Below are 25,360 nucleotides of genomic sequence, written 5' to 3' on the forward strand. Positions count from 1 at the left end.
TCTTTTTTATAAGTGCATGCCCGCCCGCCTCATAAGCTAATCGCTTTTCCGAGCAAGCCGGCAAGTAGCCGCGCGCTTGCTCCTGCGTGGCACCTGGCATGCGGGAGCTGCGTCATGGCCAAGCCTCAGCCGGGTCGAACCTTTCCTGGCCGGTGCGGCCGTTGTCAGTTCGAGACATTTCGAGACACTTGCCTGTCATGCTCCCGTCACACTCCTTTCATGCCGCCGTCACGCTGACCATGCATCGTAGTGGTCTTTCGACTCGATTGTTCACCTACATGCGCATGCTTCCGTCCGCGACCGTCACTGCTGTAATCACCATCACCGCTGCCGCATGGGCCCTGCCCGCCGTGGCACAGACGGCCGCCGCGCCCGCCTACCCCGCCACCCTGGCCGGCCATGCCATCCTGCCGGCCGAGAACTTCATTGCCGCGCCCAAGGATGCGCCGCAGGACCTGCAGGCGAGCGGCAAATTCACCACCGGCGCGCGCGTGGAAAAGCTGGGCAGCGTGGAAGGCCAGTCGAACAACCGGCCCACGGGTGTCTCCGTGCCCTTCAGGGGCCAGCCGCTGCAAGGGCATTCCGGCATCAAGCACATGGCTGACGGCAGCTTCTGGGTGCTGACCGACAATGGCGCCGGCAGCAAGGCCAACTCGCCCGACTTCATGCTCTACCTGAACCACTACAAGGTGGACTTCAAGAGCGGCAAGCTTCGGCGCCTCGGCACCGTGTTCCTCCACGATCCGGACAAGAAGGTACCCTTCCGCATCGTCCACGAAGGGACCAAACAGCGCTACCTGACGGGATCGGACTTCGACACCGAGAGCTTCCAGTTCGCCGGCGGCGCGCTGTGGATCGGCGACGAATTCGGCCCCTTCCTGATCAAGGCCGACCTGCAAGGCAAGGTGCTGGCCGTGTACGACACGCTGGTCGACGGCAAGCCCGTGCGCTCCCCCGACCACCCTGCCGTAACCACGCCCGGCGTGCCGGGTGGCGCGGTGGATTTCCAGGTCAAGCGCTCCAAGGGCTTCGAAGGCATGGCCTCGTCGCCCGACGGCAGCAAGCTCTATGCGCTGCTTGAAGGCCCGGTCTGGAACGCCCAGGCCAAGGACTTCGAACGCACCGACGGCAAGGAAACCCTGCGCGTGCTGGAGTTCGACACCCAGGCCGGCAAATGGACGGGCCGCTCGTGGAAGTACCCGCTGGAAGCCAACGGCAACGCCATCGGCGACTTCAACATGATCGACGCCACCACGGGCCTGATCATCGAACGCGACAACGGCGAAGGCACGGCCGACAAGGCCTGCCCCGAAGGCCAGAAGCGCAGCGACTGCTTCTCCGACATCGCCAGGTTCAAGCGCATCTACAAGGTTGAGCTGACCGATGCCAACGCCGGCGGGCCGGTGCGCAAGATCGGCTATATCGACCTGCTCAATATCGCCGACCCCGACAAGCTGGCCCGCAAGCCGCTCAACGACGGCGTGCTCAAGTTCCCGTTCTTCACGATCGAGAACGTAGACGTGGTGGACCCCACCCATATCGTGGTTGGCAACGACAACAACCTGCCGTTTTCCAGCAGCCGAGAGCCTGACAAGGCGGACGACAATGAGTTGGTGTTGCTGGAGGTCGGGGAGTTTCTGAAGGCGAAATAAGCGTCGGCGAGGCGGCGCCGTTGCTTCCAGCCGATGGCGAAGCGAACGATCGCCAAATGGTAAATCAGCCAGCGCATGCTGGCTGTTTTACCAATGTCCCGCGTCATATCGAACACCGGGCACCAACCGCCCTACACCTCCAGCCATTCCTTGCGAATGGCCGCATTCGCCTTGAGATCCTGCGGCGAGCCTTCGAACACAATGTGCCCGTGCCCCATCACGTAGACCCGCTGGGAAATATCCAGCGCGATGGCCAGCTTCTGCTCGATCAGCAGCACCGACACGCCACGCTCCTTCAGCACCTTCAGGTAGTCGCCCACCAGCGTGACGATCATCGGGGCCAGCCCTTCGGTGGGCTCGTCGATCAGCACCAGGTCGGGGTCGCCCATCAGCGTGCGGCAAAGCGTGAGCATCTGCTGCTCGCCGCCGGAGAGCACGCCGGCGGCCGTGTTCTCTCGTTCCTTCAGGCGCGGGAACATGTTGTACATGTCCTGCACCGTCCAGCGGGGCTTGGACTGGCGCGGATTGCGCTTTTCGCCCAGCAGCAGGTTCTGGCGCACCGTCAGCGTGGGGAAGATATCGCGGTTTTCCGGCACATAGCCGATGCCGAGGTGGGCGATCTCGAAAGTGCGCCGCCCGAGGATCTCCTCGTCGCGAAAGCGCACCGAACCCTCCGCCTTGACCATGCCGAGGATGGCCTTGGCCATGGTCGAGCGTCCCACCCCGTTGCGGCCCAGCAGCGCGACGATTTCGCCTTCGTCGATATGCGCATCGACCCCGTGGAGGATATGGCTCTTGCYGTAGTAGGCGTGCAGTCCCTGCACGTCCAGCATGCGCTTGCCCATCAGTGCGCTCCTTCGGTGGCGGGTTCGTCGAGGGTGGTACCCAGGTAGGCTTCCTTGACCTTGCGGTTGGCGCGGATGGCCTCGGGGGTGTCGGTGGCGATGACTTCGCCGTAGACCAGCACGGAGATGCGGTCGGCCAGGCCGAATACCACGCTCATATCGTGCTCCACCATCACCAGCGTCTTGCCCACGGTGACACGGCGGATCAGCTCCACCGCGTGGTCGGACTCCGAACGGCTCATGCCGGCGGTGGGTTCGTCCAGCAGGATCACTTCCGCGCCGCCGGCGATGGTGATGCCGATCTCCAGCGCGCGCTGCTCGGCATAGGTGAGCAGGCTGGCCTGGGTATTGCGGCGGTGATGCAGGCCGATCAGCTCCAGCACTTCCTCGGCGCGCTCGCGCGCGTCGCGCAACTCCGACAGGCGATGCCAGAACGAGTACTTGTAGCCCAGCGACCAGAGCACCGCGCAGCGCAGGTTCTCGAACACCGACAGCCGGTGAAAGATATTGGTGATCTGGAAGCTGCGCGACAGCCCCATGCGATTGATCACGAAGGGTTGCAGCCCGCCGATCTCCTGCCCGTTTAGCCTGACCGTGCCCGAACTGGGCGCGAAACGGCCGGAGATCAGGTTGAAAGTGGTCGACTTGCCGGCCCCATTGGGGCCGATCAGCGCATGGCGCTCCCCCTTGGGGATGGTCAGGTTGACACCCCGGATGATTTCGGTCTGGCCGAACTTCTTGCGCACATCGTTCAATTCCAGCGCGGCGCTCATGCCGTACCTCCCGCCATTTCGGCTTGTACCTTGTCCCAGGTGGCGCGCACCCGCGTCCGCGCGGCGCGGCAGGCCAGCAGGCCGGCCACCCACAGTGCGGCCGCCACCAGCCACGGCGTGACGGTGCCGGCGTCGAAGCCGATACGGAACAGCGTCATCGCGGTGCCATTCGCGCTATCCACCTGCACCTTGTAGATCAGTTCCACGGTAAGGATCACCGCGGCCAGCAGCACCAGCCCGGCGGCCGCGGCGCGGCCATAATCCGGCAGCATGCGGCGCAGCTTGCCGCGCGCGAGCAGCGGCACCTGCATCATCAGCAGGCTGGCGATACCGCCCGGCACGAACATGACCATCAGCACGAAGAACAGGCCAAGGTACAGCAGCCACGCCTTGGTCAGGTCCGACAGCGCCACCGCGAACAGGATGAACACCACGGCGCCGATCACCGGCCCGAAGAACACGCCCGCGCCACCGATGAAGGCGGCTAGCAGCACCCCGCCCGAGCGTACCGCGCTGACGTTTTCCGCCGACACGATCTCGAAGTTGATGGCCGACAGCGCGCCTGAAATACCGGCGAAGAAGGCAGACAGGATCAGCACCAGGTAGCGCACGCGCTGGGTGTTATAGCCGATGAACTCGACCCGCTCCGGGTTGTCGCGCACCGCGTTGGCGATGCGGCCGAGCGGCGTCTGCGTCCAGGCGTACATCGCCACCATCGACAGCAGGCACCACACCGCGATCAGGTAGTACACCTGCCGTCCCGGCCCGTAGGTGATGCCGAACACCGGATCGCCCACCATGCGGTTGGTGGAAATGCCGCCTTCGCCGCCGAAGAAATCGGGGAACATCAGCGAACTGGCGAACACCATCTCGCCGATGCCCATGGTGATCATGGCGAAGGTGGTGCCGGATTTCTTGGTGGTGACGTAGCCAAACAGCACGCCGAAGAAGGCGCCGGCCAGGCCGCCCACCACCGGAAGCAGCGACACCGGCAGCCACACCTTGCCCGCGCCCACCATGTTGAGCACATGGATGGCAATAAACGCGCCCAGGCCCGCATAGACCGCATGGCCGAACGACAGCATGCCGGTCTGCCCGAGCAGCATGTTGTAGGACAGCGCGAAAATAATCATGATGCCCATCTGCGACATCAGCGTGATGGCGAAGCCGCCGGAGAAAAACAGCGGCATCACCAGCATCAGGAACGCAGTCAGGCCCCAGATGATCCAGCGCGCCAGGTTCAACGGGCGGTAGCGCATGGTGCGGCCGGTCACGACCGCCTCGCGGCGTTGTTGCATTGTCGTCTCCATGCTGTCAGCCCTCCCTCGTACCCATCAAACCACGCGGGCGGAAAATCAGCATCACCACCAGCAACAAATACGGCAGGACCGGGGCCACCTGCGCCACCGTGAGCTTCCATAGCGAAGACAGCGGCGTGCTGTCGGTAATCTGCAGGCCGATCGAGCCCAGCAAGCCTGCCAGCGAGGCATCGAGCGTGACGGCGAAGGTTTGCAGCACGCCGATCAGCAGCGAGGCAATGAACGCCCCCACCAGTGACCCCATGCCGCCCACCACCGCCACCACGAAAACGATCGACCCCACGGCCGCCGCCATCGACGGCTCGGTGATGAAGGCATTGCCCCCGATCACGCCTGCCAGCCCCGCCAGCGCGGCGCCGCCGCCAAACACCATCATGAACACGCGCGGCACATTGTGGCCAAGCGCCTCGACCATCTCGGGATGGGTCAGCGCGGCCTGGATCATCAGCCCGATGCGGGTGCGGGTGAGCACCAGGTAGATCGCCACCAGCATGGCCAGCGACACCAGCATCATGAAGGCGCGGTATTTGGGGAAGGAGGAGGTGAATACGGTAAACAGCGGGCCATCCAGTTCGGCCGGAATGCGGTAAGGCACGGCGGCAAGGCCCCATACCAGCTTGACCCCTTCCTCGATCAGGTAGGCCAGGCCGAAGGTGAACAGCAGCTCGGCCACGTGTCCGTATTTGTGCACGGCACGCAGCCCGAAACGCTCCACCAGCGCCCCGGCGCCGGCCACCAGCAGCGGCGCGAAGATCAGCGCGGGCCAGAAGCCGATCTTGCTGGCGATGGTGTAGGCGAAATAGGCGCCCAGCATGTAGAAACTGGCGTGCGCGAAGTTCAGCACGCCCATCATGCTGAAGATCAGCGTAAGCCCGGAAGAGAGCATGAATAGCAGCAGCCCGTAGCTGACGCCGTTCAATAGAGAGATGACGAAGAATTCCACAACATATCCTTCAATCTGGCACCGGTCAGCCTGCTGGCTGCCGCTGGCCGGTCTGGAAACGGATGCACGCGGGTGCGCGTCACCCGCCCGCGGCGACAGACGTCGCCCCGGGCCGACCGAAGTATGCAGGATCGGGCCGGCGCGCCGGACCTGGCCGCGCTGCCCGCCAAGCGCAGGCTTAGCCCGGGCGCTTCATCTGGCAGGAAGTCGGCTGCGCTGCCACATACTGGTCCATCAGCGCATCGGTCTTCCAGCCAAAGCCGGTGTTTTCCTGGTCGAACTTGATCTCCTTGCCGTCGACCTTGGTCCAGGTAGCCACCACCAGCGACTGCTGGGCCTGGTGGTCCGAACCGCGCATCTCCACCGTACCGTTCAGGCTGTCGGCCTTCATCCCTTCGAGCACCTTGGCCACCTTGACCGGATCGGTCGACTTGGCATCCGTGAACGCCTTGCCCAGCATGGCGATGCCGGTATAGGCGGCCATCACGTAGAAGTCGTCGTTGTACTTCTTCTTGAAGCCTTCGATGACATCGCCGCCCTTGAAGCCCTTGTTGTTGGGGTTGTAGTAGCCGACGTACTTGACACGTCCGGCTTCCGACGGCCCCATGGCGGTCGGCACGCCGGTGGTGGCGCCGTAGTAGGTGTAGTAGTTGGTGGTCAGGCCCGCGTCCTTGCCGGCCTTGATCAGCAGGGCCAGGTCGCTGCCCCAGTTGCCGGTGATCACGGTGTCGGCGCCGGAGGCCTTGATCTTGGCCGCGTACGGGGCAAAGTCCTTGACCTGGGCCAGCGGGTGCAGGTCGTCGCCGACGATCTGGATGTCCGGACGCTTGCGCTTCAGGTAGTCCTTGGCGGCGCGCGCCACCTGGTGGCCGAAGGAGTAGTTCTGGTTGATCAGGTAGACCTTCTTGACGCCGGGATCCTTGGCCAGGTAAGTGGTCAGCGCTTCCATCTTCATGTCGGAGTTGGCGTCCAGGCGGAAGTGCCAGTAGTTGCACTTGCTGTTGGTCATGTCCGGGTCCACCGCGGCGTAGTTCAGGTAGACGATCTCCTTGCCCGGATTACGCTCGTTGTGCTTGGCCACCGCGTCTTCCAGCGCCAGGCCCACCGAGGAGCCATTGCCCTGCACGATGTAGCGGATGCCCTGGTCCACCGCCTGCTTGAGGATGGTCAGGCTTTCCTGCGGCGAGAGCTTGTTGTCGAAGCCAACCACTTCAAACTTGTGCCCGCCACCCCAGTTTTTCTGGTTGGCGATGTCCGCGACGAACTGCCAGCTCTTGAGCTGGTTCTGGCCCACCGGCGCCATCAGGCCGGACAGCGGATCGATAAAGGCGATCTTCACCGTATCGGCAGCCGCGACCCCGGAACCCATTGCCGCGAAAATGGCCGTGGCGGCCACGAGCGGACGCAATCTGATCATGCTTGTCTCCTTCGGTTTTATTGTTGGCTGTAATTTCCGGTTCGCGGCGGCGCCCTCTCCCGAAACCTCGGCGCGCCTCGAACCTTCGTGCAGGCGCCGGCCGTATGGCCGGCAAGGATTGGCGGCTCTGTGGCCGCCTTCGCTTGGGGTCAGGCCGCCGGCAGGCGGTAGTCCTTGAATTGCTCGCGCAGCTTGAGTTTCTGCATCTTGCCGGTGGCGGTCAGCGGAATCTCGGTAACAAAAGCCACATCGTCGGGGATCCACCATTTGGCGACCTTGCCTTCGAAGTATTTGAGCAACTCCTCGCGCGTCACCTCGGCACCGGGCCGCTTCATCACGACCAGCAGCGGGCGCTCATCCCATTTGGGGTGATAGCAGGAGATACAGGCCGCCATATGCACCGCGGGATGGGCGGCTGCCACGTTCTCGATATCGATCGAGGAGATCCACTCGCCGCCGGACTTGATCACGTCCTTGCTGCGGTCGGTGATCTGCATATAGCCGTCGGGATCGATGGTGGCCACGTCGCCCGTGGGGAACCAGCCATCCACCAGCGGCGAAGCGTCGTTGCGGTAGTAGTGCTCGATCACCCAGGGACCGCGCACGTGCAGGTCGCCGAAGGCCTTGCCGTCCCAGGGCAGTTCGTTGCCGTCGCCGTCGACAATCTTCATGTCCACGCCGTAGATCACGCGGCCCTGCTTTTCCTGGATCTTCTGCCGCTCGTCTTCCGGCAGGCCGTCGTGGCTAGCCAGCAGGCTGCACGACGTGCCCAGCGGCGACATCTCGGTCATGCCCCAGGCGTGGATGGTTTCCACGCCCAGTTCCTTGAGCGTGCGGATCATGGCCGGCGGCGCCGCCGAGCCACCGATCACGGTGCGATGGAACGTGGAGAACTTGAGCTTGTTGGCCTGCACGTACTGCAGCAAGCCCAGCCACACCGTGGGCACGCCGGCCGAGAAGGTCACCTTCTCCAGCTCGAACAATTCGTAGAGTGAGGCGCCGTCGAGCTTGGCGCCCGGCAGCACCAGCTTGGCCCCGACCAGCGGCACCGAATACGGCAGGCCCCACGCGTTGACGTGGAACATCGGCACCACGGGCAGGATCACGTCGCGCGCCGAGCACCCCAGCGCATCCGGCAGCGCGGATGCGTAGGAATGCAACACGGTGGAACGGTGCGAATACAGCGCGCCCTTGGGGTTGCCGGTGGTGCCGGAGGTGTAGCACAGGCTGGACGCTGTGTTCTCGTCGAACTGCGGCCAGGCGTAGTTGCCGTCCTGCGCGTCGATCAGGTCTTCGTAGCACAGCAGCGGCACCTTGGCGTCGGCCGGCATATGCGCGCGGTCGCTCATCATCACCCAGCCCTTCACGCCCGGGCAATGCGCCGCCACGCCTTCCACCAGCGGCAGGAAGGTGGCATCGAAGAAGACGTACTGGTCCTCGGCGTGATTGATGATGTAGGCGACCTGCTCAGGGAACAGGCGCGGGTTGACGGTATGGCATACCGCCCCCGAACCCGACACCGCGTAGTAGATCTCCAGGTGGCGATAGCCATTCCAGGCCAGCGTGCCGACACGGTCGCCCGACTGCACGCCCAGCGCGGCAATGGCCTGGGCCAGTTTGCGGGCACGCAGCTCGCAGTCGCGATAGGTATAGCGGTGCAGATCGCCTTCGGTCCGTCGCGAGACGATTTCCGTGCCGCCATAGTGGCGGGCGGCGTGCTTGATGATGGAGGAAATGAGCAGGGGTTCGCTCATCATTTGACCCATCAATGCCATGGAATAGTCTCCTGAAATTTTTTGAGATTCGTTAGAAAAACGAACAACCGTTCTATTTTTTGGCCGATTGTTGCCATCCATTGATGAAACGTCAACGGGAATCCTTTGTGCAGCGCCATATCCGGAAGGCTGGGTTGCTGCACTCCGGCCCCATCGCGGTGCGTCGGGGACGGGACTTAAGGAATAACCGGAAACATTGTGGTGGCAACGGCGGTCAGAGATGCGAACGACGGCGTGGAAGTACAATACCGCCTGCCATGTTGCACCTCAACATGTCGTTTTCCCTAGCCTGCAAGCGCACTTGCGAGAAATTCGACATGCTGGCGCTGCAGTGCCCAGCCACCCACAGTGATGCCTCAGTGAACTCTCCCGAGCCAACCGGCGCCCCCCGCGCCTTGCCTGAAGCCGCCAGCCCCGCCCAACTGGACGCGGCTGCGGCCGTCCCGCCGTTCACGACCGTGCCCGGCTTTGCCGACCTGGGAGCGCGCTTCTTTACCCGGCTTGCCCCGACGCCGCTACCCTCCCCACGGCTGGTAAGCGTATCGCCGGCGGCCGCCGGCCTGCTGGGCTGGAACGCGGATGATGCAACACAGCGTAGCTTCATCGAAATTTTTGCAGGAAATCACGTACCCGAGTGGGCGGATCCTCTTGCCAGCGTCTATTCCGGCCACCAGTTCGGCGTCTGGGCCGGCCAGCTGGGCGACGGGCGCGCGATCCGCCTGGCGGAAGCGCGCACCGCCGGCGGCCCCTGGGAAATCCAGCTCAAGGGCGCGGGCATGACGCCCTACTCGCGCATGGCAGACGGCCGCGCCGTGCTGCGCTCCTCGATCCGTGAATACCTGTGCTCGGAAGCCATGTTCGCGCTGGGCGTGCCCACCACCCGCGCCATGTGCATCGTCGGCTCGGACGCTCCTGTGCGACGCGAAACCATCGAGACCGCCTCCGTGGTGACACGGCTGGCGCCCTCCTTCATCCGTTTCGGCCATTTCGAGCATTTCGCCGCGCGCGAGGATATCGGCGCGCTGCGCCAGCTCGCGGACTTCGTCATCAACCGCTTCATGCCGGAATGCCGCGAGGACAAGCAGCCGTACCAGGCGTTGCTGCGCGAAGTCTCGCTGCGCACCGCGGACCTGATGGCGCATTGGCAGGCGGTAGGCTTCTGCCACGGCGTGATGAATACCGACAATATGTCGATTCTCGGCCTGACCATCGACTACGGCCCCTTCGGCTTCCTCGATGCCTTCGACGCCAACCACATCTGCAACCACACGGACACGCAGGGCCGCTACGCCTACAGCCAGCAGCCGCAGGTTGCGTTCTGGAACCTCCATTGCCTGGCCCAGGCGCTGATGCCGCTGTGGCGCGAGGGCGATGGCAAGGACGAAGGCGAAGCCGGCAAGGCCGCCACCGATGCCGCGGTGCAAGCCGCGCGCGCCGCGCTCGATCCGTTCCGCGAGCGCTATGCCGCGGCCTTTTTCCGGCAATACCGCGACAAGCTGGGCCTGCGTCCAACGGGCGCCGGCGACGAGGACGACGAACCGCTGCTGACCGACCTGTTCCAGTTGCTCCACACACAGCGCGTGGACTACACCTTGTTCTGGCGCAATCTCGCCCGCATCTCTTCCGTCGATGGCAGCCAGGATGCGCCGGTGCGCGACCTGTTCCTGGATCGCGCGGCATGGGATGCCTGGGCCGACAAGTACCGCGCACGGCTGCGTGCCGAGAACTCCGTCGACGCCGCGCGGGCGGTGGCCATGCTGGCGGTCAACCCCAAGTACGTACTGCGCAACCACCTGGCCGAAACCGCCATCCGCCGTGCTCGCGAGAACGATTTCAGCGAGGTTGACCGCCTGCTGGCTGTGCTGTCGCGCCCTTTCGACGAGCAGCCCGAAGCGGAAGGCTATGCCGCGTTGCCGCCGGACTGGGCCGCGGGGCTGGAAGTGAGCTGTTCGTCATAAGCACGCGGCCACGCTGTAAGGATTGGCAGTCGAGATACGACCAACTGGCCGTGGGTGACGAAAAGCGATCGTTTCCCAGCCAACCAGAAAGGAAAGCCGGATATGACCACGCAAAAGACCGAAGCCGAGTGGCGCGAGCAACTCTCCGACATCGAATACCGCGTTGCCCGCGAGGCGGCCACCGAAAGGCCCTTCACCGGCCGCTACTGGGACCACTGGGAGCGCGGCACCTACCGCTGCGTCGGCTGCGGCACGCCGCTGTTCGAAGCCAGCACCAAGTTCGACGCCGGTTGCGGCTGGCCCAGCTACTTCCGCCCCATCAACGGCGAGGTGATCGATGAGCACACCGACCGCACCCACGGCATGGTACGGGTGGAAGTCCGCTGCAAGGAATGCGGCAGCCATCTCGGCCATGTTTTCGAAGATGGCCCTGCGCCCACCGGTCTGCGCTACTGCATCAACTCGGCTGCGCTAAAATTCGATGAGCGCGACCCCGCCGACTTCGATGCGGGTGACGCCGCGCCGACATCGCCCGACACGCCGCGCTAAGCCCGAACCGCCCGCGCGGCGGTTCGCCGCCAACCCTGTCCTCGACCTTGCGTCGCTCAATCCAGTCCGCATGAAATTCCTGTTCGACCTGTTTCCGGTCATCCTGTTCTTCGTCGCCTTCAAGTTCGCGGGCATCTACGCCGCCACCGGAGTGGCCATCGCCGCCACCGTGGTGCAGATCGGCTGGGTCTGGCTGCGCCACCGCAAGGTCGAGCCGATGCAGTGGGTCAGCCTGGTGATCATCTCGGTGTTCGGCGGCGCCACGCTGCTGCTGCACAACGAGACCTTCATCAAGTGGAAGCCCACCGTGCTGTACTGGCTGTTTGCCGCCACGCTGACGCTGTCGGCGCTGATCTGGCGCAAGAACCTGATCCGCGCCATGCTGGGCAAGCAGGTGACCATGCCGGAAGCCGCCTGGGGCAAGCTCAACGCCGCCTGGGCCGCCTTCTTCGCCGTGATGGGCGTGGTCAACCTCTACGTGGCGTACCAGTTCTCCACCGATGCCTGGGTCAATTTCAAGCTGTTCGGCAGCATGGGCCTGATGCTGGTGTTCATCCTGGCGCAAAGCGTCTGGCTGTCGCGCCACATGCAGGAAAACACCTCCGAGTAAGCGCCCCGGCGGGCCGTTCCCGCCGCGCCTTCCAAGACTGACCGTCCGGCCCCGGCCGGACTCCCACCAGGACAAGCACAAACGCCGATGGCCGCAGAACCCGCACAAATCGAAGCCCTGCTGCGCGCAGCCCTTTCTCCCTCCCGCGTAGAGGTGCGCGACGACAGCGCGCTGCACGCCGGCCATGCCGGCGCCGCCTCCGGCGGCGGGCACTATCACGTGACCATCGTCAGCGGGCAATTTGCCGGCAGCACCAGGGTGGCACGCCACCGCATGGTGTATGATGCGCTGCGCGATCTGTTCCCCACGCAAATCCATGCGCTGGCAGTGACGGCGCTGACCGACCAAGAACTTGAATCCCGCGAAACCTCCCGCGATTCCTCGAGCAACTCTCAGACCTGATTCCATGAAGACCACAGTCCTCTCGTTCAGCCTGGCGGCTGTGCTTGCCGCTGGCAGCTTGCCCGCCCTCGCCCAGAACGCCGCCGTCGTGAATGGCAAGGCGATCCCCTCGGCCAAGCTGGACAAGCTGATAGCCGGCACCGGACAGCCTCCCAGCGCAGAACTGCGCGACCGTGCCCGCACCATGCTGATCGACCGTGAGCTGCTGCTGCAGGAAGCCAACAAGCGCGGCCTGACCCAGCGCGATGACCTGCAGGAACAACTGGAACAGGCCAAGCTCAATGTGCTGGCCGGTGCCGTCTTCGAAGACTACGTCAAGACCCACGGCGCCAGCGACGAAGAACTGCGCAAGCAATACGACAAGATCAAGTCCCAGTTCGGCAGCGGCAAGGAATACCACGCCCGCCACATCCTGGTGGAAAAAGAAGCCGACGCGCGCGCCATCATCGCCAAGATCAAGGCCGGCGCCAAGTTCGAAGACCTGGCCAAGGCCTCGTCCAAGGACCCGGGCTCCGCGGCCAACGGCGGCGATCTTGACTGGGCCAACAGCAGCAGCTACGTGCCGGAATTCTCCGCCGCCATGACGGGGCTGAAGAAGGGCCAGATGACCGAGACCCCGGTCAAGACCCAGTTCGGCTGGCACATCATCCAGCTCGACGACGTGCGCGACGCCAAGATCCCGACCTTCGAAGAAGTCAAGCCGCAGCTGGTGCAGATGCTGATGGGCGACCAGAACTGGCAGCGCGAGCAGTTCCAGGCGATGATGAAGTCGCTCAAGGAAAAGGCCAAGATCCAGTAAGCTGGATTCAGCCCTGGCAGTAAGACGAAACCGGCGCCGATGGCGCCGGTTTTGTTTTTGTGGCCCGCGGCTGCGGCTTACTTCAACCGCATGTTTGCTCCCCTCTCCCACTTGTGGGAGAGCAAGCCGGGGGAGAGGGAGTGACAGCCGTCGTCATTTCAGACGGTTTTGGCGCGTCTTGCCTGCTTCGTTCAGTACCTCGGGCGGCTCGCCCAGCGTACCCAGATACCCATGCGCAGCCCCCCGCAGCCGCCGCATCAGCCGCGGAAAATCGATTTCCTCCCCTTCGTCGATGCAGGCATGCGAGATCAGGCCGTAGACGATGGCCTGCAGCGTCACCGAGGCCTCCTCGATCACCGGGGCTGGCGGCGCGTCGGCGGCGCTTTGCAGCGCCCGGCTCCACAGCACCACGAACCTCCCATACATCTTTCGATACGCCGCGCGCCCCGAATAGTGCCGCTCCAGCAGGTAGACCGGCCCCCACCGCTCCGGCGTCTCCCGGTGGTGCCCGACATTGACGGCAATCAGCGCGTCCACGATCACTGCGATGGGCTCGCCCCGGCGTTGCGCCAGGCATTCGTCCATGGACTGCACGATGCGCTTGGCACGCAGATGCAGGCAAACACGGGCCAATTCTTCCTTGCTGCCGAAGTACTCATAGAAGGTACCCAGCCCCACCCCGGCCAGGTCGACGATGGCGCGAATCGTCACTTGCCCGTAATCCTGCCCGGCCAAAAGCCGAACAAAGGCCTCCTGAATGGCCAGCGAGGTCTGCCACGAGCGCGACTGCACCGGCTTGCGGCGAGGTTTTTCCGGGCCTTTCTGCTGTGGGTTCATGGTGCTCCGAAAGCCGAACATGCAGGCTGGGCATTGTATCTAGAATGACCTTTCGAATCTAACGGGCGGCAGCGAGCCCTGCCAGTCCGGCCCAAGGAGACAGCCCGCAATGAACGCCACCCATGCCATCACCAACCAGGTCCCCGAACTCAAGGACTACAACCTCTACACCAGCGACCCCGGCATCCGGCGTGCCGTGGAACGCGCCGGCGCGGCCTGGAACGAAGCCGAGCTTGAACGCCAGGGCGCGGTACTCGGCGCCGAGGCAACCATCCGCCACGCCGAGGATGCCAACCGCCACCACCCCGAGCTGCATACGCACTCGCGCATCGGCGAGCGCATCGACCAGGTCCGCTTCCACCCCGGCTGGCACGCGATGATGACCATCGCGCGCAGGAGCGGCCTGGCCAACCTGCCCTTCGCCGATACGCGCCCGTCCGCCTGGGCCTCGTATGCAGCCTCGCTTTACATGCACTGCCAGATCGAGTCCGGCTCGCTCTGCCCCACCAACATGACCCAGGCCTGCATCCCCGTGCTGCGCAAGGAGCCGGACCTGTTCGCGCAGCTCGGCGGCAAGCTGCTGACCCCGGCCTACGATCCGCGCGACATCCCCATCGAGCAAAAGCCGTCGATCAACGTAGGCATGGGCATGACGGAGAAGCAAGGCGGCTCCGACGTGCGCGCCAATACCACCCGCGCGGTACCCGGCCGCGGCGAGGGACGCGGCGCCGAGTACCTGATCACTGGCCACAAGTGGTTCTTCTCCTCGCCGATGTCGGATGCCCACCTGGTACTGGCCAATACCGAAGCCGGCTCCTCCTGCTTCTTCGTGCCGCGCTGGCGGCCCGACGGCAGCAAGAACCCCATCGAGATCCAGCGCCTGAAGGACAAGGTGGGCAACCGTTCCAACGCCAGCAGCGAAGTGGAATTCCGTGAAGCCTGGGGCATCATGGTGGGCGACGAGGGCCGCGGCATTCCCACCATCCTGGAGATGGCCACCTACAGCCGCCTGAACTGCGCACTCTCCAGCGCGGGCTTCCTGCGCCAGGCGCTGGTGCAGTGCCTGCACTATGCGCGCCACCGCAGCGCCTTCGGCAAGCCGCTGATCCGCCAGCCGCTGATGGTCAGGCTGCTGGCCGACATGGCGCTGGAGGCGGAAGCCGCGATGCTGCTGGCGATGGACCTGGCCACCGCCTTCGAAGCCACCGGCGATCCCGCCCGTCTCGCATGGCGCCGCATCCTCACGCCCGCCTCCAAGTTCTGGATCTGCAAGCGCGCGGTTGAAATGACCGGCGAGGCAATGGAAGTTTTCGGCGGCAACGGCTATGTGGAGGAAGGCCCGATGGGCCGGCTGTTCCGCGAAGCGCCCGTCAACTCGATCTGGGAAGGCTCGGGCAACGTGATGTGCCTGGACGTGCTGCGCGCCATCGGCCGCAACCCAGAGGATTACCTGCGCGTGCTGGACCAGATGAGCGTCGTGGGCGCGGGCGAGCCGCGCATCCAGGCCAGCGTGGCGGCATTGCGCGCGGCGCTGCGCCTGCCCGAGGAAGAGCAGCAGGCCGAGGCCCGCCGCACCACCGCGCGGCTGGTGCTGACCGCCCAGGCCTGCCTGATGCTCCAGCATGCCGATGCGGCCACCGCCGGCGCCTTCCTGGCCAGCCGCTTCGACCCGGAATGGGGTGCCGTCATGGGCATCAGCGCGGGCGGTGGCGATGCCGCGCGCATCCTCGAACAGGCCTGGGCCGCCTGACGCTGTCCTTGCGGACAAGATGCGCCTCGCAGGATGGATCGCCGGTCAGGCTGCGCAGAGTTCCAGCAGTTGTTCGTCGCGGAAGCCCCATTGCGCCGGGTCCTCGAAGCTCACGATGGTGTCTTCCGCCTCGCTCAGGTCCAGTGTTTCGGGGCCCACCTGCGCGGCCTCGCTCAGCGAGTAGAACACCTTGACCCGCGGGCGCAGCGGCTCGTTGTCGTTCTGTGCAAACACCACCGCCAGCCGTCCGGAGCGCAAGCGCAGCACCGTGCCCAGCGGATAGATGCCGATCGACCTGGTGAAAGCCTGGAACACGGTGCGGTCGAACAAGGTATCGACCCGCACCGCCATGTATTCGAGCGCCCGCGCCGGCGTCCAGGCCTGGTGCCCCGGGCGGCTGGAGGTCAGCGAGTCATAGGTGTCGCACACCGCCGCGATCTTGGCGTGCACGCTGATCTCATGCCCATGCAGGCCGAACGGATAGCCGCGCCCGTCGATCCGTTCGTGATGGTGCACGCAGACATCGAGCGGGATATTGCTGTAGAGCCTGGCCTCGTTGAGGATGCGATAGCCGACGGACGGATGGCGCTGCACCATGGCCATCTCCGCGGCGGTCATGTCGCCACGCTTGTGCAGTACCTGGGTGGGAATGGAAATCTTGCCGATATCGTGCACCAGGCCCGCCAGGCCGAGTTGCTGCACCTCGCCATTGTCCAGCCCGAGGGTACGTCCGAGCGCGATCATCAACGCGCAGACCGCGAAGGAATGCAGATAGGTGTAGTCGTCCCGGACCTTGAGCCGCGCCAGCGCGATCAGGGCCTGCGAATGGCGCGTCAGCGAATTCGATACGGAGTCGACCAGCATCAGGGCGCCCTCCACTTCGAGCGCGCGGCCCATGCGGGCGTCGGTGAACATCGAGCCGACCACCGCCTTGCCGTTCTTCATGACTTCCCGCGCGAGCCCGAACTCCACCTCCAGCGATACCGCCGATTGCGGCACGGCGCTGGCCGGCTCGTCGGCCACGGGTTTCACGCTCAGCGATCCGGTTGCCGCCAGCTGCACGGGCGGCGGAATGCCTTTGCCCTTGAGCAGGTCGATCCATACCTCCTCGACCTTGGAGGCAATCATCTGGTCGATCTGTTCCTGGCTGTTCACCAGGAACCGCGACCGCCAGAAGGGATGCTCAATCCATGGCCCGCCCACCCTGGCCACGAACATTCCAACTTGAAGCTGCCGGGTCTTGATCCGCTTCAGCATGCCAGCTCCTCGCGTACAGATTGAATAAGGCGTGGTCGCTTAACGGCAGCAAGCCGGAATACTTTAGGGCTGACGGATTCTTTCCGTGCCGCCAACGCCAGCCCCGCCATGCGGGATGGCTATGATTTTGCCCACAATCGGTAGTTTCCAGGAACGGACTTAGCCGGGAAACCGGCGCATCGACGCACGACGCTTCCGGCCCGGGCGCGGCGAGGCCGAACATAAGCCTCACAGGGCAGCAGGGATTACGGTGGATGGATCCGGGGCGAAGCCGCGCGGCTCCACGGAGCCGGCGCTGACGCGGGCACCTCAGCCCTTGCCCTGCCCCTTGCCGGCAGCGGCCTTCCCCCGGGGCCGCCTGACGACACGCGCTGGCGCGGCCTCCGCCTCCCCGGCCTGGGCTGACTTCATGAAGCTGCTTTCGCTGGTGGTCACGCCCACCACCCTGGCGAGCTGCCGGCTTACGCTGACGTAGGCATGGCCCATGCGGGCATCGAAGTACAGCGCGTCGCCGCGCGCCAGGTGCACCTTCTCGCCGTTGTCGAAATGCACCTCGACCTCGCCGGTGAGCACGTAGACAAATTCCTCGCCGGGATGGCGGGCGAAGTCCTCGGGGCCTTCGATGCGGCGCGCATGCACGGTGCCGATCACCGGGCTCATCTGCTTGCCCACCGCCTCGGTGCCAAGAAACTCATAGGAAAACGAAGAGCCCCGGTAGGTCACGCCCTCGCCGGCCCGCGTCACGACGGGCCCCTGGAACGGCGACGTCTTCACGCCCGCGCCGGCGAACATCGAGCCCATATCCATCTGCAGCGCCTTGCCCAGCGCGGCAAAATTCTCGTAGCCCAATGCAAGTTGCCCGCGTTCCGCGCGCGAGATGGTGGTGATGGAAACACCGGAGAGTTCGGCGAGGTGCGCGAGCGTCCAGCCGAAGGCCTTGCGCGCCGTGCGCAGACGCTTGCCAAAGGTCTCGCGGTCGAGCGTGCGCGAGTCGTCGCCAGACTCGTCGCTGTCGTCGCTGCCGCGCCCCGGGGCGATATGTGTTTTCAAGCCTGCGTCCTTTTTTCCGTTGGGCCGGATGCTATCAGACGGCACCGCCGGGTACATCCCATGCTGCTCACTCTAGTGGAAAATTTGCGTATTCGCAATTTGCATATTCGCAAATTCTTGAATACACTCACTCGCATTCCAAAGCACTCGCGTCCTGTCATCCGGGTCGCGGGCCAGGGCGGCCATGGCATCCGGACACTGGCGGCGCTGGGGCAAAACCTGCGCCGCGCTGGCGCCCGCGCTTCCCGCCTCGTCCGGGCTTACCCGAGAACGGGCCCGCGCTGCAGCATCGACCTGAATCGCATCTGTCCTCCAACCGCCCAACCAGGAGTTCACCACCGTGCGTGTCTTCAGTGCCTCCCTCGCCACCGAAACCAACACCTTCGCGCCGATGCCGACGGGCCTCGCTTCCTTCCGGGACCGCGGCTACTTCCCCGCCGGCCAGCATCCCGGCCAGATGACCTTCTTCTCCGGCCCGCTGTGGGCCGCCCGGCTGCGTGGCAAGGAGCGCGGCTGGCAGTTGTCCGAAGGCATGGTGGCCGGCGCGCAGCCCAGCGGCACCACCACCCGCCATGCCTACGAAACCCTGCGCGACGAACTGCTGGCCGACCTGCGCGCGGCACTGCCGGTGGACATGGTGCTGCTCGGCCTGCACGGCGCGATGGTGGCCGAGGGCTACGACGACTGCGAGGGCGACCTTCTGCAGCGCGTGCGGGCCATGGTCGGGCCCGGCGTGGTGATCGGCGCGGAGCTGGATCCGCACAGCCACCTGACGCCGGAGATGGTGGCGCACGCCGACCTGCTGATCGCCTTCAAGGAATACCCGCACACCGACGTGCTGGAGCGCGCGCTGGAACTGGTCGACCTGTGCGCGGCCAAGGTGGAAGGCAAGGTCCGGCCGGTGGCGTCGGTGGTCGACTGCGAGATGATCGTCACCGTCCATACCTCGCGCGAGCCCGCGCGCGGCTTCGTGGACCGCATCCAGTCGCTGGAAGGCCGGGACGGCGTGCTGTCGGTCTCCATAGCGCACGGCTTCTCCTGGGGCGACGTGCCGGGCATGGGCACCAAGGTGCTGGTCTACACCGATGGCGACCAGGCCAGGGCCGATGCGCTGGCCCGCCAGCTGGCCGATGAGTTGATCGGCATGCGCGAGGCGCTCACGGTGCCCTACCCGGACATCGACACCGCGCTCGACGAGGCGCTGGCCTTCGACGGCGGACCCGTGGTGCTGGCCGATGGCGCCGACAACCCGGGCGGCGGCGCGGCAAGCGACTCCACCTTCATCCTGCGCCGCATGATCGAGCGCGGCATCGGCAACGCGGCGATCGGCCCGATGTGGGACCCGATCGCGGCGCGCATCGCCTTCGACGCCGGCGTCGGCGCGCGGCTGGCGATGCGAATCGGCGGCAAGATCAGCCCTCTCTCGGGCGATCCGCTGGACCTGGACTGCACGGTCAAGGCGCTGCAAGCCGACATGGTCATGACCGGCTTGTCGAACACCCCGGTACAGATGGGCGACTGCGCGCTGGTGGAAGCCAACGGCATCGACATCGTGCTGATCACGCTGCGCAACCAGGCGATGGGCACGGACCTCTTCACACAGCTGGGATGCGACCTTGCCCGCAAGAAGATCATCGTGGTCAAGTCCTCGCAGCATTTCTACGCGTCGTTCTCGAAGGTGGCGAAGCACGTGATCTACGCGGGCGCCCCCGGTGCCGTGACGCTCGATCTCACAACGCTGCCCTACCGCAAGGTTCGCCGTCCCAAGTGGCCGCTCGACAGCGCCGCGGCCTGAGCACCGCCCGCCTGTCTACAACGATAACGACGATAACGACGACAAAGGAGACTCGCAGATGAAACTGAATGCCCCGCTGTCCGCCGCCCTCGCGGCGAGCGCCCTCGCCCTGGCTGGTGCCAGCCTTCCCGTGCTGGCCCAGACCAAGACGCTCAAGGTGGTGGCGCACGCCGACCTGAAGATCCTCGACCCGACCTTTACCACGGCCTACATCACGCGCAACTTCGGCTACATGGTGTACGACACGCTGTTCGCGCAGGATGCAAGCGGCAAGCCGCAGCCCCAGATGGTGGAGAAGTACAGCAGCTCGAAGGACGGCAAGCAGTGGAGCTTCACCTTGCGCCCCGGCCTGAAATTCTCGGATGGCAGCCCCGTCACTGCCGCCGACGCAGTCGCATCGCTGCAGCGCTGGGGCGCGCGCGACAGCCTGGGCCGCGCCATGGGCGATGCCGGCGCGGAGTGGAAGGCCGTCGACGCGCGCAATTTCACGCTGACGCTCAAGGAGCCCTTTGGCATGGTGCTCGACGCGCTGGCCAAGCCCTCGGGATTTCCCCCGGTGATCCTGCCCGAGCGCCTGGCCAGGATGCCAGCCACCGCGCCGCTGCCCGAGGTGATCGGCTCCGGCCCCTTCGTCTTCAAGCGCGACGAATGGGTACCGGGCAACAAGGCGGTATTCGTGCGCAACCCGCACTACGTGGCGCGCAGCGAACCGGCGAGCGGTCTCGCCGGCAGCAAGAAGAGCCAGTTCGAGCGCGTCGAATGGCTCTACCTGCCGGACGCCAACAGCGCCATCGCGGCGCTCAAGCGCGGCGAGGTCGATCTGGTCGAACAGGTGCCGCCCGACTATATCGCCCCGCTGCGTGCCGACACCAGCGTCAAGATCGGCTCGGGCGGCGCCTACCAGGGCGTGCTGGTGATGAACCAGCTCCATCCGCCCTTCAACAACCCGAAGGTACGCCAGGCCTTCCTGCAGGCAGTGAGCCAGGACCGCTTCACCGCGGCCATGGGGTATCCGCTCGATATGCGCATGAACTACTGCGCCACCTATTTCATCTGCGGCGGCGCCAACGATACGTCGGCCGGTGCCGAACCCTACCGCAAGGCCGACCTGGCCCGCGCCAAGCAGTTGCTGGGCGCGGCCGGCTACAAGGGCGAGAAGGTGGTGGTGCTGGTACCGACCGACGTGCCCCAGCTCAACGCCGAAGCCCTGATGGCGGCGCAGACCATGCGCAGCATGGGCATGAACGTGGACATGCAGAACATGGACTGGGCCTCCATCGGCGCGCGCCGCGCCAAGCGCGACGCGCCCGAGGCCGGCGGCTGGAATATGTACGTGACCGTGGCGGGCGAGTTCGATTCGAATTCACCGGTCACCAATGCCTACCTCAGCGCCGCTTGCGGCAACAGCCTGCCCGGCTGGCCCTGCGACAAGCCGCTCGACGAGCTGCGCACAGCCTGGATCCGCGAGACCGTGCCGGCCAGGCGCAAGGAACTGCTCGATGCGTTCCAGAAGCGCGCCTATGAGGCCGTGCCCTACGTGAACGCCGGCCAGTACTCGGCGGCCTTCGCGGCGCGCGCCAGCCTCAAGGGCATCGACAAGCTGTGGGCCGGCATGCCCACGGTCTGGATGCTCGACAAGTAAGAAAGAGAACGAAGAACGACCCCACCGAGGAGACACGACGATGGGCTACCTGCTCAGACGCCTGGCCGCGACGCTACCCGTGATGGCGGTGGTAGCCGTGGTGGTATTCCTGCTGATCCACCTGTCGCCGGGCGACCCGGCGGCGCTGATCGCCGGCGACCTCGCGACGGTCGACGACATCGCCAGGCTGCGCGGCGCGCTGGGCCTTGACCAGCCGCTGTGGCGGCAGTTCGCGCTGTGGACCGGCCGGCTTGCCACCGGCGATCTCGGCACCTCGATCTTCACCCAGGTACCGGTGGCCCGGTTGCTGGCGCAGCGCCTGGAGCCCACCGTCTCCATCGCCGCGCTGACGATGCTGCTGACCTTGCTGGTCGCGGTGCCGCTGGGCACGCTGGCGGCCTACCGCGCCGGCAGCTGGATCGACCGGCTGGTGATGCTGTTCGCGGTGCTGGCCTTCTCGCTGCCGGTGTTCCTGGTGGGCTACCTGCTGGTTTATGCCTTCGCCATCCAGCTGCCGTGGTTCCCGGTACAGGGCTACGCGCGCCTTGCCGACGGCGCCGGCGAATGGTTGCGCAGCCTGGTGCTGCCCTGCATCAATCTGGCGCTGGTCTATATCGCGCTGGTGACCCGCATGACGCGCGCCACCGTGCTCGAAGTGCTGCACGAGGACTACATCCGCACCGCGCGCGCCAAGGGCCTGGGCGTGCTGCCGGTGCTGGGCCATGCGCTGCGCAACGCGGCGATCCCGATCGCCACCACGATCGGCGTCGGCATCGCGCTGCTGATCGGCGGCGTGGTCGTTACCGAGACCGTGTTCGCCATTCCCGGCGTCGGCCGCCTGGTGGTCGACTCGGTACAGCGTCACGACTACCCGGTGATCCAGAGCGTGCTGCTGATCTCGGCCGGCGTGTACGTGCTGATCAACCTGATGATCGACCTGAGCTACCGGCTGTTCGATCCGCGCATCAAGTACTGAGCGCCTTTCCTTGCCGCGAGACCTGCTGACATGACCACTTCCCTGCCCGTGACCGAAGGCGCCGCCCCCGAAGGGGTGGCCGCCGACGACGCGCCCTTCGTGCTGCCGCGCTGGCACTGGGCGCGCAAGCATCCCACGCTGATCATCGGCGCGCTGCTGCTGATCGCGATCGCCGTGCTCTCCATCGGCGCGCCCTGGATTGCCACCATCGACCCCCAGGACATCGACCCGCTGGCGCGCATGCAGCCGCCCTCGGCCGAGCACTGGTTCGGCACCGACGCGCTGGGCCGCGACGTGTTCAGCCGCGCGGTCTGGGGCGGCCGCGTCTCCATGATCGTCGGCCTCTCGGTCGGCCTGCTCGCGACCGTGCTCGGCGTGCTGCTCGGCCTCACCGCGGGCTTTGTGCGCTGGGCCGATGCCTTCGTGATGCGCGTGATGGACGGCCTGATGGCTATCCCCGGCATCTTGCTGGCGATCGCGCTGATGGCCGTCACGCAGGCCAGCCTGACCGCCGTGATCGTCGCCATCACCATCCCCGAGGTTCCGCGCGTGGTGCGGCTGGTGCGCTCGCTGGCGCTGACCCTGCGCGAGCAGCTCTTCGTCGAGGCGGCGCATGCGGTAGGCACCCGCCTGCCGGTGATCCTGGCGCGCCACGTGGTGCCCAATATGGTGGCGCCCCTGATCGTGCAGGCCACGTTCGTGGCCGCCGCCGCCGTGCTGACCGAAGCGGCACTGTCTTTCCTCGGCGTAGGCGTCCCGGCGMAGACGCCAAGCTGGGGCAACATGATGGCCGAGGGCCGCAACTTCGTGGCCGTGGCCTTCCACATCATCCTGTACCCCGGCATCCTGCTGGCCGCGACGGTGCTGGCGATCAACCTGCTGGGCGACGGCTTGCGCGATGCGCTCGATCCGCGCCTGGCGCGGCAACTCTGAACCAGGGAGCGCATTCATGACGATGACGATGTCCCGCGCCGCCATGGCCACCGGCGAGCCGCTGCTCGAAGTCGACGAGCTTTACACCCATTTCGATACGCTCACCGGCCCCGCCCGCTCGGTCGACGGCGTCTCCTACACGGTATGCGCCGGCCAGACCCTTGGCGTGGTTGGCGAGTCGGGCTGCGGCAAGAGCGTGACGGCACTGTCGGTCATGCGGCTGCTGCCGACGCCGCCGGCGCGCATCCGCGGCGCCGTGCGGCTGCGCGGCACCGACCTGCTGCAGATCAGCGAGCGCGAGATGCGCCGCATCCGCGGCAACCGCATCTCGATGATCTTCCAGGAGCCGATGACCTCGCTGAACCCGGTGCTCACGATCGGCCGCCAGATCGCCGAGACGGTGCGCCTGCATCAGGGTGCAAGCCGTGCCGGCGCGATGCGGCGCGCGGTGGAAATGCTGCGCCTGGTGCAGATCCCCGAGCCCGAGCGCCGCGTCAACGAGTATCCGCACCAGCTGTCCGGCGGCATGCGGCAGCGCGTGATGATCGCGCTGGCGCTGGCCTGCAACCCCGAAGTGCTGATCGCCGACGAGCCCACCACCGCGCTCGACGTGACCATCCAGGCCCAGATCCTGGACCTGATCCGCCGCCTGCAGAAAGAGCTTGGCATGGGCGTGGTGATGATCACGCACGACCTCGGCGTGGTGGCGGAGTGCTGCGACCGGGTGATCGTGATGTACGCCGGGCGCAAGGTCGAGGAAGCCGATGTCACCGACCTGTTCGACCGCCCGCTGCACCCCTATACCCGCGCGCTGATGGCCTCGATGCCCTCGATGAATACCAGCAGCCAGCGCCTGGCCGAAATCCCCGGCCTGGTGCCATCGCCCCAGGAAGCGCGCCGGGGCTGCGCCTTCGCGGCGCGCTGCCCGCATGCCGACACGCGCTGCGCGCGCGAGATCCCGCAACTCACGCGCCACGGCGCAGACCATGCGGTGGCCTGCTTCGCGGTCGAGGAAGGCCGTATCGAATGCAACCAGCAAGCCCGGGAAGCCCAGGAAGCCATCGCATGAGCACCAACTCCGCAACGCCATCGCCCCTGCTCAAGGTCGACCGGCTCAAAAAGCACTACGTCGCGCCGCAGCGCTGGCTGGCGCCGCGCAAGCCGCCCATCCAGGCGGTGGATGGCGTGTCCTTCACCGTCGAGCGCGGCGAAACGCTCTCGCTGGTCGGCGAATCCGGCTGCGGCAAGACCACCACCGCCAAGTCGGTGCTGCGCCTGATCGAGCCTACCTCGGGCTCGGTGCAGCTCGACGGCGAGGAACTGGTGGGCCTGCCGGCCAGCGCCATGCGGCTGCGCCGGCGCGACCTGCAGATCATCTTCCAGGATCCCTATGCCTCGCTAAGCCCGCGCCTGACAGCCGGCGAGATCGTCAGCGAGCCGCTGCGCAATTTCGGCGTGCAGTCGCGCGCCGAGCGCAGCGAACGCGTGCAGTGGCTGTTCGGCAAGGTCGGCCTGCGGCCGGAGGCCGCGAAGAAATTCCCGCACGAATTCTCGGGCGGCCAGCGGCAGCGGCTGGGCATCGCACGCGCGCTCGCGCTCAACCCCAAGCTGATCGTCTGCGACGAACCGGTGTCGGCGCTCGACGTCTCGGTGCAGGCGCAGGTGGTCAACCTGCTGATGGACCTGCAGGCCGAGTTCGGCATCGCCTACCTGTTCGTCGCGCATGACCTGGCGGTGGTGCGCCACATCAGCCACCGGGTCGCCGTGATGTACCTGGGCCAGATCGTCGAACTGGCCGGCCGCGACACCTTGTTCTCCGCACCGCGCCACCCGTACACCGAGATCCTGCTGTCCGCGGTGCCAGTGCCCGATCCGCGCACGCCGGCCCGGCGCCTGCTACTGCAAGGCGACCCGCCGAGCCCGGCCAACCCGCCAGCGGGCTGCCGCTTTCACACACGCTGCCCGCTGGCGCAAGCCGTATGCAAGGAACAGGCGCCCGCCCTCACCGAACGGCCATCCGCCGGCGGTGGGCATCAGGTGGCCTGCCATTTCCGCTGACCGACTCGCTGCAGACCAAA

At 66.0% G+C, this 25,360-nt stretch carries 22 protein-coding genes; 13 read left to right on the forward strand and 9 right to left on the reverse strand.

Translation table 11 applies throughout. From position 1 onward, the window contains the following. The first annotated feature begins 278 nt into the window (after positions 1-278). The gene (locus AC1DT6_RS05335; RefSeq protein WP_441628708.1) at positions 279-1,652 is read left to right on the forward strand and encodes an esterase-like activity of phytase family protein; all 1,374 of its coding nucleotides are present in this window, start codon (positions 279-281) and stop codon (positions 1,650-1,652) included. Positions 1,653-1,783: 131 nt separating this feature from the next. Here AC1DT6_RS05335 and AC1DT6_RS05340 read toward each other — a convergent pair whose 3' ends face one another. The 6 genes from AC1DT6_RS05340 to AC1DT6_RS05365 form a co-directional block, all read right to left on the reverse strand. Next, positions 1,784-2,497 carry an ABC transporter ATP-binding protein gene (locus AC1DT6_RS05340; RefSeq protein WP_477114539.1) on the reverse strand — a complete coding sequence of 238 codons (714 nt, stop codon included), beginning with the start codon at positions 2,495-2,497 and terminating at the stop codon, positions 1,784-1,786. After that, complete coding sequence (locus AC1DT6_RS05345; protein WP_035867733.1) at positions 2,497-3,270, reverse strand: ABC transporter ATP-binding protein; 774 nt, start codon at positions 3,268-3,270, stop codon at positions 2,497-2,499. The genes AC1DT6_RS05340 and AC1DT6_RS05345 overlap by 1 nt, the downstream gene beginning before the upstream one ends. After that, complete coding sequence (locus AC1DT6_RS05350) at positions 3,267-4,580, reverse strand: branched-chain amino acid ABC transporter permease (RefSeq protein ID WP_441628663.1); 1,314 nt, start codon at positions 4,578-4,580, stop codon at positions 3,267-3,269. Before AC1DT6_RS05350 ends, AC1DT6_RS05345 begins: the two co-directional genes overlap by 4 nt. Before the next feature lie 4 nt (positions 4,581-4,584). Next, on the reverse strand, positions 4,585-5,532 hold the full coding sequence (locus AC1DT6_RS05355; RefSeq protein WP_441628665.1) for a branched-chain amino acid ABC transporter permease: 948 nt from the start codon (positions 5,530-5,532) through the stop codon (positions 4,585-4,587). 178 nt (positions 5,533-5,710) lie between these two features. Then, positions 5,711-6,949 (reverse strand): branched-chain amino acid ABC transporter substrate-binding protein, encoded by a 1,239-nt coding sequence (locus AC1DT6_RS05360; protein WP_477101681.1) that lies wholly within the window; start codon positions 6,947-6,949, stop codon positions 5,711-5,713. 149 nt (positions 6,950-7,098) lie between these two features. Beyond that, positions 7,099-8,724 carry a 3-(methylthio)propionyl-CoA ligase gene (locus tag AC1DT6_RS05365; protein ID WP_441628669.1) on the reverse strand — a complete coding sequence of 542 codons (1,626 nt, stop codon included), beginning with the start codon at positions 8,722-8,724 and terminating at the stop codon, positions 7,099-7,101. A 395-nt stretch (positions 8,725-9,119) separates the two neighbouring features. On the opposite strand from AC1DT6_RS05365, the gene AC1DT6_RS05370 reads away from it, so the two are divergent. The 5 genes from AC1DT6_RS05370 (at position 9,120) to AC1DT6_RS05390 (ending at position 13,042) form a co-directional block, all read left to right on the forward strand. Then, positions 9,120-10,682, forward strand: a complete 1,563-nt coding sequence (locus tag AC1DT6_RS05370) for a protein adenylyltransferase SelO (RefSeq protein WP_441628710.1) — start codon at positions 9,120-9,122, stop codon at positions 10,680-10,682. Positions 10,683-10,784: 102 nt separating this feature from the next. Next, positions 10,785-11,231: a peptide-methionine (R)-S-oxide reductase MsrB gene (msrB, locus tag AC1DT6_RS05375; RefSeq protein WP_035867745.1), complete on the forward strand. Its 447-nt coding sequence runs from the start codon at positions 10,785-10,787 to the stop codon at positions 11,229-11,231. A 70-nt stretch (positions 11,232-11,301) separates the two neighbouring features. Further along, complete coding sequence (locus AC1DT6_RS05380) at positions 11,302-11,841, forward strand: septation protein A (RefSeq protein WP_035867747.1); 540 nt, start codon at positions 11,302-11,304, stop codon at positions 11,839-11,841. Between the two features lie 87 nt (positions 11,842-11,928). Further along, positions 11,929-12,243 (forward strand): BolA family protein, encoded by a 315-nt coding sequence (locus AC1DT6_RS05385; RefSeq protein WP_045236318.1) that lies wholly within the window; start codon positions 11,929-11,931, stop codon positions 12,241-12,243. Between the two features lie 4 nt (positions 12,244-12,247). Next, a complete protein-coding gene (locus tag AC1DT6_RS05390; protein WP_035867754.1) occupies positions 12,248-13,042 on the forward strand; it encodes a peptidylprolyl isomerase in 795 nt (264 codons plus the stop codon). 153 nt (positions 13,043-13,195) lie between these two features. Here AC1DT6_RS05390 and AC1DT6_RS05395 read toward each other — a convergent pair whose 3' ends face one another. Next, the gene (locus tag AC1DT6_RS05395; RefSeq protein WP_441628672.1) at positions 13,196-13,879 is read right to left on the reverse strand and encodes a TetR/AcrR family transcriptional regulator; all 684 of its coding nucleotides are present in this window, start codon (positions 13,877-13,879) and stop codon (positions 13,196-13,198) included. A 109-nt stretch (positions 13,880-13,988) separates the two neighbouring features. Here AC1DT6_RS05395 and AC1DT6_RS05400 point away from each other — a divergent pair, with 109 nt between their 5' ends. Then, positions 13,989-15,629, forward strand: coding sequence for an acyl-CoA dehydrogenase family protein (locus tag AC1DT6_RS05400; RefSeq protein ID WP_441628674.1), 1,641 nt, complete (start codon positions 13,989-13,991; stop codon positions 15,627-15,629). 45 nt (positions 15,630-15,674) lie between these two features. On the opposite strand, the gene AC1DT6_RS05405 is transcribed toward AC1DT6_RS05400, so the two are convergent. Together AC1DT6_RS05405 and AC1DT6_RS05410 are read right to left on the reverse strand one after the other, a co-directional pair. After that, positions 15,675-16,886 carry an HD-GYP domain-containing protein gene (locus AC1DT6_RS05405; RefSeq protein ID WP_441628676.1) on the reverse strand — a complete coding sequence of 404 codons (1,212 nt, stop codon included), beginning with the start codon at positions 16,884-16,886 and terminating at the stop codon, positions 15,675-15,677. A 309-nt stretch (positions 16,887-17,195) separates the two neighbouring features. Then, positions 17,196-17,936, reverse strand: coding sequence for a helix-turn-helix domain-containing protein (locus tag AC1DT6_RS05410; RefSeq protein ID WP_441628678.1), 741 nt, complete (start codon positions 17,934-17,936; stop codon positions 17,196-17,198). 340 nt (positions 17,937-18,276) lie between these two features. Between AC1DT6_RS05410 and AC1DT6_RS05415 the strand changes: the two genes are divergently transcribed. The 6 genes from AC1DT6_RS05415 to AC1DT6_RS05440 are packed head-to-tail and all read left to right on the forward strand — an operon-like array spanning position 18,277 to position 25,340. Beyond that, complete coding sequence (locus tag AC1DT6_RS05415) at positions 18,277-19,731, forward strand: M81 family metallopeptidase (protein WP_441628680.1); 1,455 nt, start codon at positions 18,277-18,279, stop codon at positions 19,729-19,731. Positions 19,732-19,789: 58 nt separating this feature from the next. After that, the gene (locus tag AC1DT6_RS05420; protein WP_441628682.1) at positions 19,790-21,373 is read left to right on the forward strand and encodes an ABC transporter substrate-binding protein; all 1,584 of its coding nucleotides are present in this window, start codon (positions 19,790-19,792) and stop codon (positions 21,371-21,373) included. 40 nt (positions 21,374-21,413) lie between these two features. Beyond that, positions 21,414-22,349, forward strand: coding sequence for an ABC transporter permease (locus tag AC1DT6_RS05425; protein WP_441628684.1), 936 nt, complete (start codon positions 21,414-21,416; stop codon positions 22,347-22,349). A gap of 30 nt (positions 22,350-22,379) precedes the next feature. Beyond that, positions 22,380-23,282 (forward strand): ABC transporter permease, encoded by a 903-nt coding sequence (locus tag AC1DT6_RS05430; protein ID WP_477114540.1) that lies wholly within the window; start codon positions 22,380-22,382, stop codon positions 23,280-23,282. A 16-nt stretch (positions 23,283-23,298) separates the two neighbouring features. Further along, complete coding sequence (locus tag AC1DT6_RS05435; RefSeq protein WP_441628688.1) at positions 23,299-24,351, forward strand: ABC transporter ATP-binding protein; 1,053 nt, start codon at positions 23,299-23,301, stop codon at positions 24,349-24,351. Then, on the forward strand, positions 24,348-25,340 hold the full coding sequence (locus AC1DT6_RS05440) for an ABC transporter ATP-binding protein (protein ID WP_477101678.1): 993 nt from the start codon (positions 24,348-24,350) through the stop codon (positions 25,338-25,340). The genes AC1DT6_RS05435 and AC1DT6_RS05440 overlap by 4 nt, the downstream gene beginning before the upstream one ends. Positions 25,341-25,360 lie beyond the last annotated feature (20 nt).

It is taken from the genome of Cupriavidus sp. 01L45, assembly GCF_056399885.1.

Coding starts and splice junctions, on each gene's coding strand:
- AC1DT6_RS05385 (WP_045236318.1), top strand. CDS start 11,929: ATGGCCGCAGAACCCGCACAAATCGAAGCCCTGCTGCGCGCAGCCCTT.
- msrB (WP_035867745.1), top strand. CDS start 10,785: ATGACCACGCAAAAGACCGAAGCCGAGTGGCGCGAGCAACTCTCCGAC.
- AC1DT6_RS05350 (WP_441628663.1), bottom strand. CDS start 4,580: ATGGAGACGACAATGCAACAACGCCGCGAGGCGGTCGTGACCGGCCGC.
- AC1DT6_RS05395 (WP_441628672.1), bottom strand. CDS start 13,879: ATGAACCCACAGCAGAAAGGCCCGGAAAAACCTCGCCGCAAGCCGGTG.
- AC1DT6_RS05400 (WP_441628674.1), top strand. CDS start 13,989: ATGAACGCCACCCATGCCATCACCAACCAGGTCCCCGAACTCAAGGAC.
- AC1DT6_RS05380 (WP_035867747.1), top strand. CDS start 11,302: ATGAAATTCCTGTTCGACCTGTTTCCGGTCATCCTGTTCTTCGTCGCC.
- AC1DT6_RS05435 (WP_441628688.1), top strand. CDS start 23,299: ATGACGATGACGATGTCCCGCGCCGCCATGGCCACCGGCGAGCCGCTG.
- AC1DT6_RS05425 (WP_441628684.1), top strand. CDS start 21,414: ATGGGCTACCTGCTCAGACGCCTGGCCGCGACGCTACCCGTGATGGCG.
- AC1DT6_RS05345 (WP_035867733.1), bottom strand. CDS start 3,270: ATGAGCGCCGCGCTGGAATTGAACGATGTGCGCAAGAAGTTCGGCCAG.
- AC1DT6_RS05365 (WP_441628669.1), bottom strand. CDS start 8,724: ATGGCATTGATGGGTCAAATGATGAGCGAACCCCTGCTCATTTCCTCC.
- AC1DT6_RS05420 (WP_441628682.1), top strand. CDS start 19,790: ATGAAACTGAATGCCCCGCTGTCCGCCGCCCTCGCGGCGAGCGCCCTC.
- AC1DT6_RS05360 (WP_477101681.1), bottom strand. CDS start 6,949: ATGATCAGATTGCGTCCGCTCGTGGCCGCCACGGCCATTTTCGCGGCA.
- AC1DT6_RS05405 (WP_441628676.1), bottom strand. CDS start 16,886: ATGCTGAAGCGGATCAAGACCCGGCAGCTTCAAGTTGGAATGTTCGTG.
- AC1DT6_RS05390 (WP_035867754.1), top strand. CDS start 12,248: ATGAAGACCACAGTCCTCTCGTTCAGCCTGGCGGCTGTGCTTGCCGCT.
- AC1DT6_RS05440 (WP_477101678.1), top strand. CDS start 24,348: ATGAGCACCAACTCCGCAACGCCATCGCCCCTGCTCAAGGTCGACCGG.
- AC1DT6_RS05335 (WP_441628708.1), top strand. CDS start 279: ATGCGCATGCTTCCGTCCGCGACCGTCACTGCTGTAATCACCATCACC.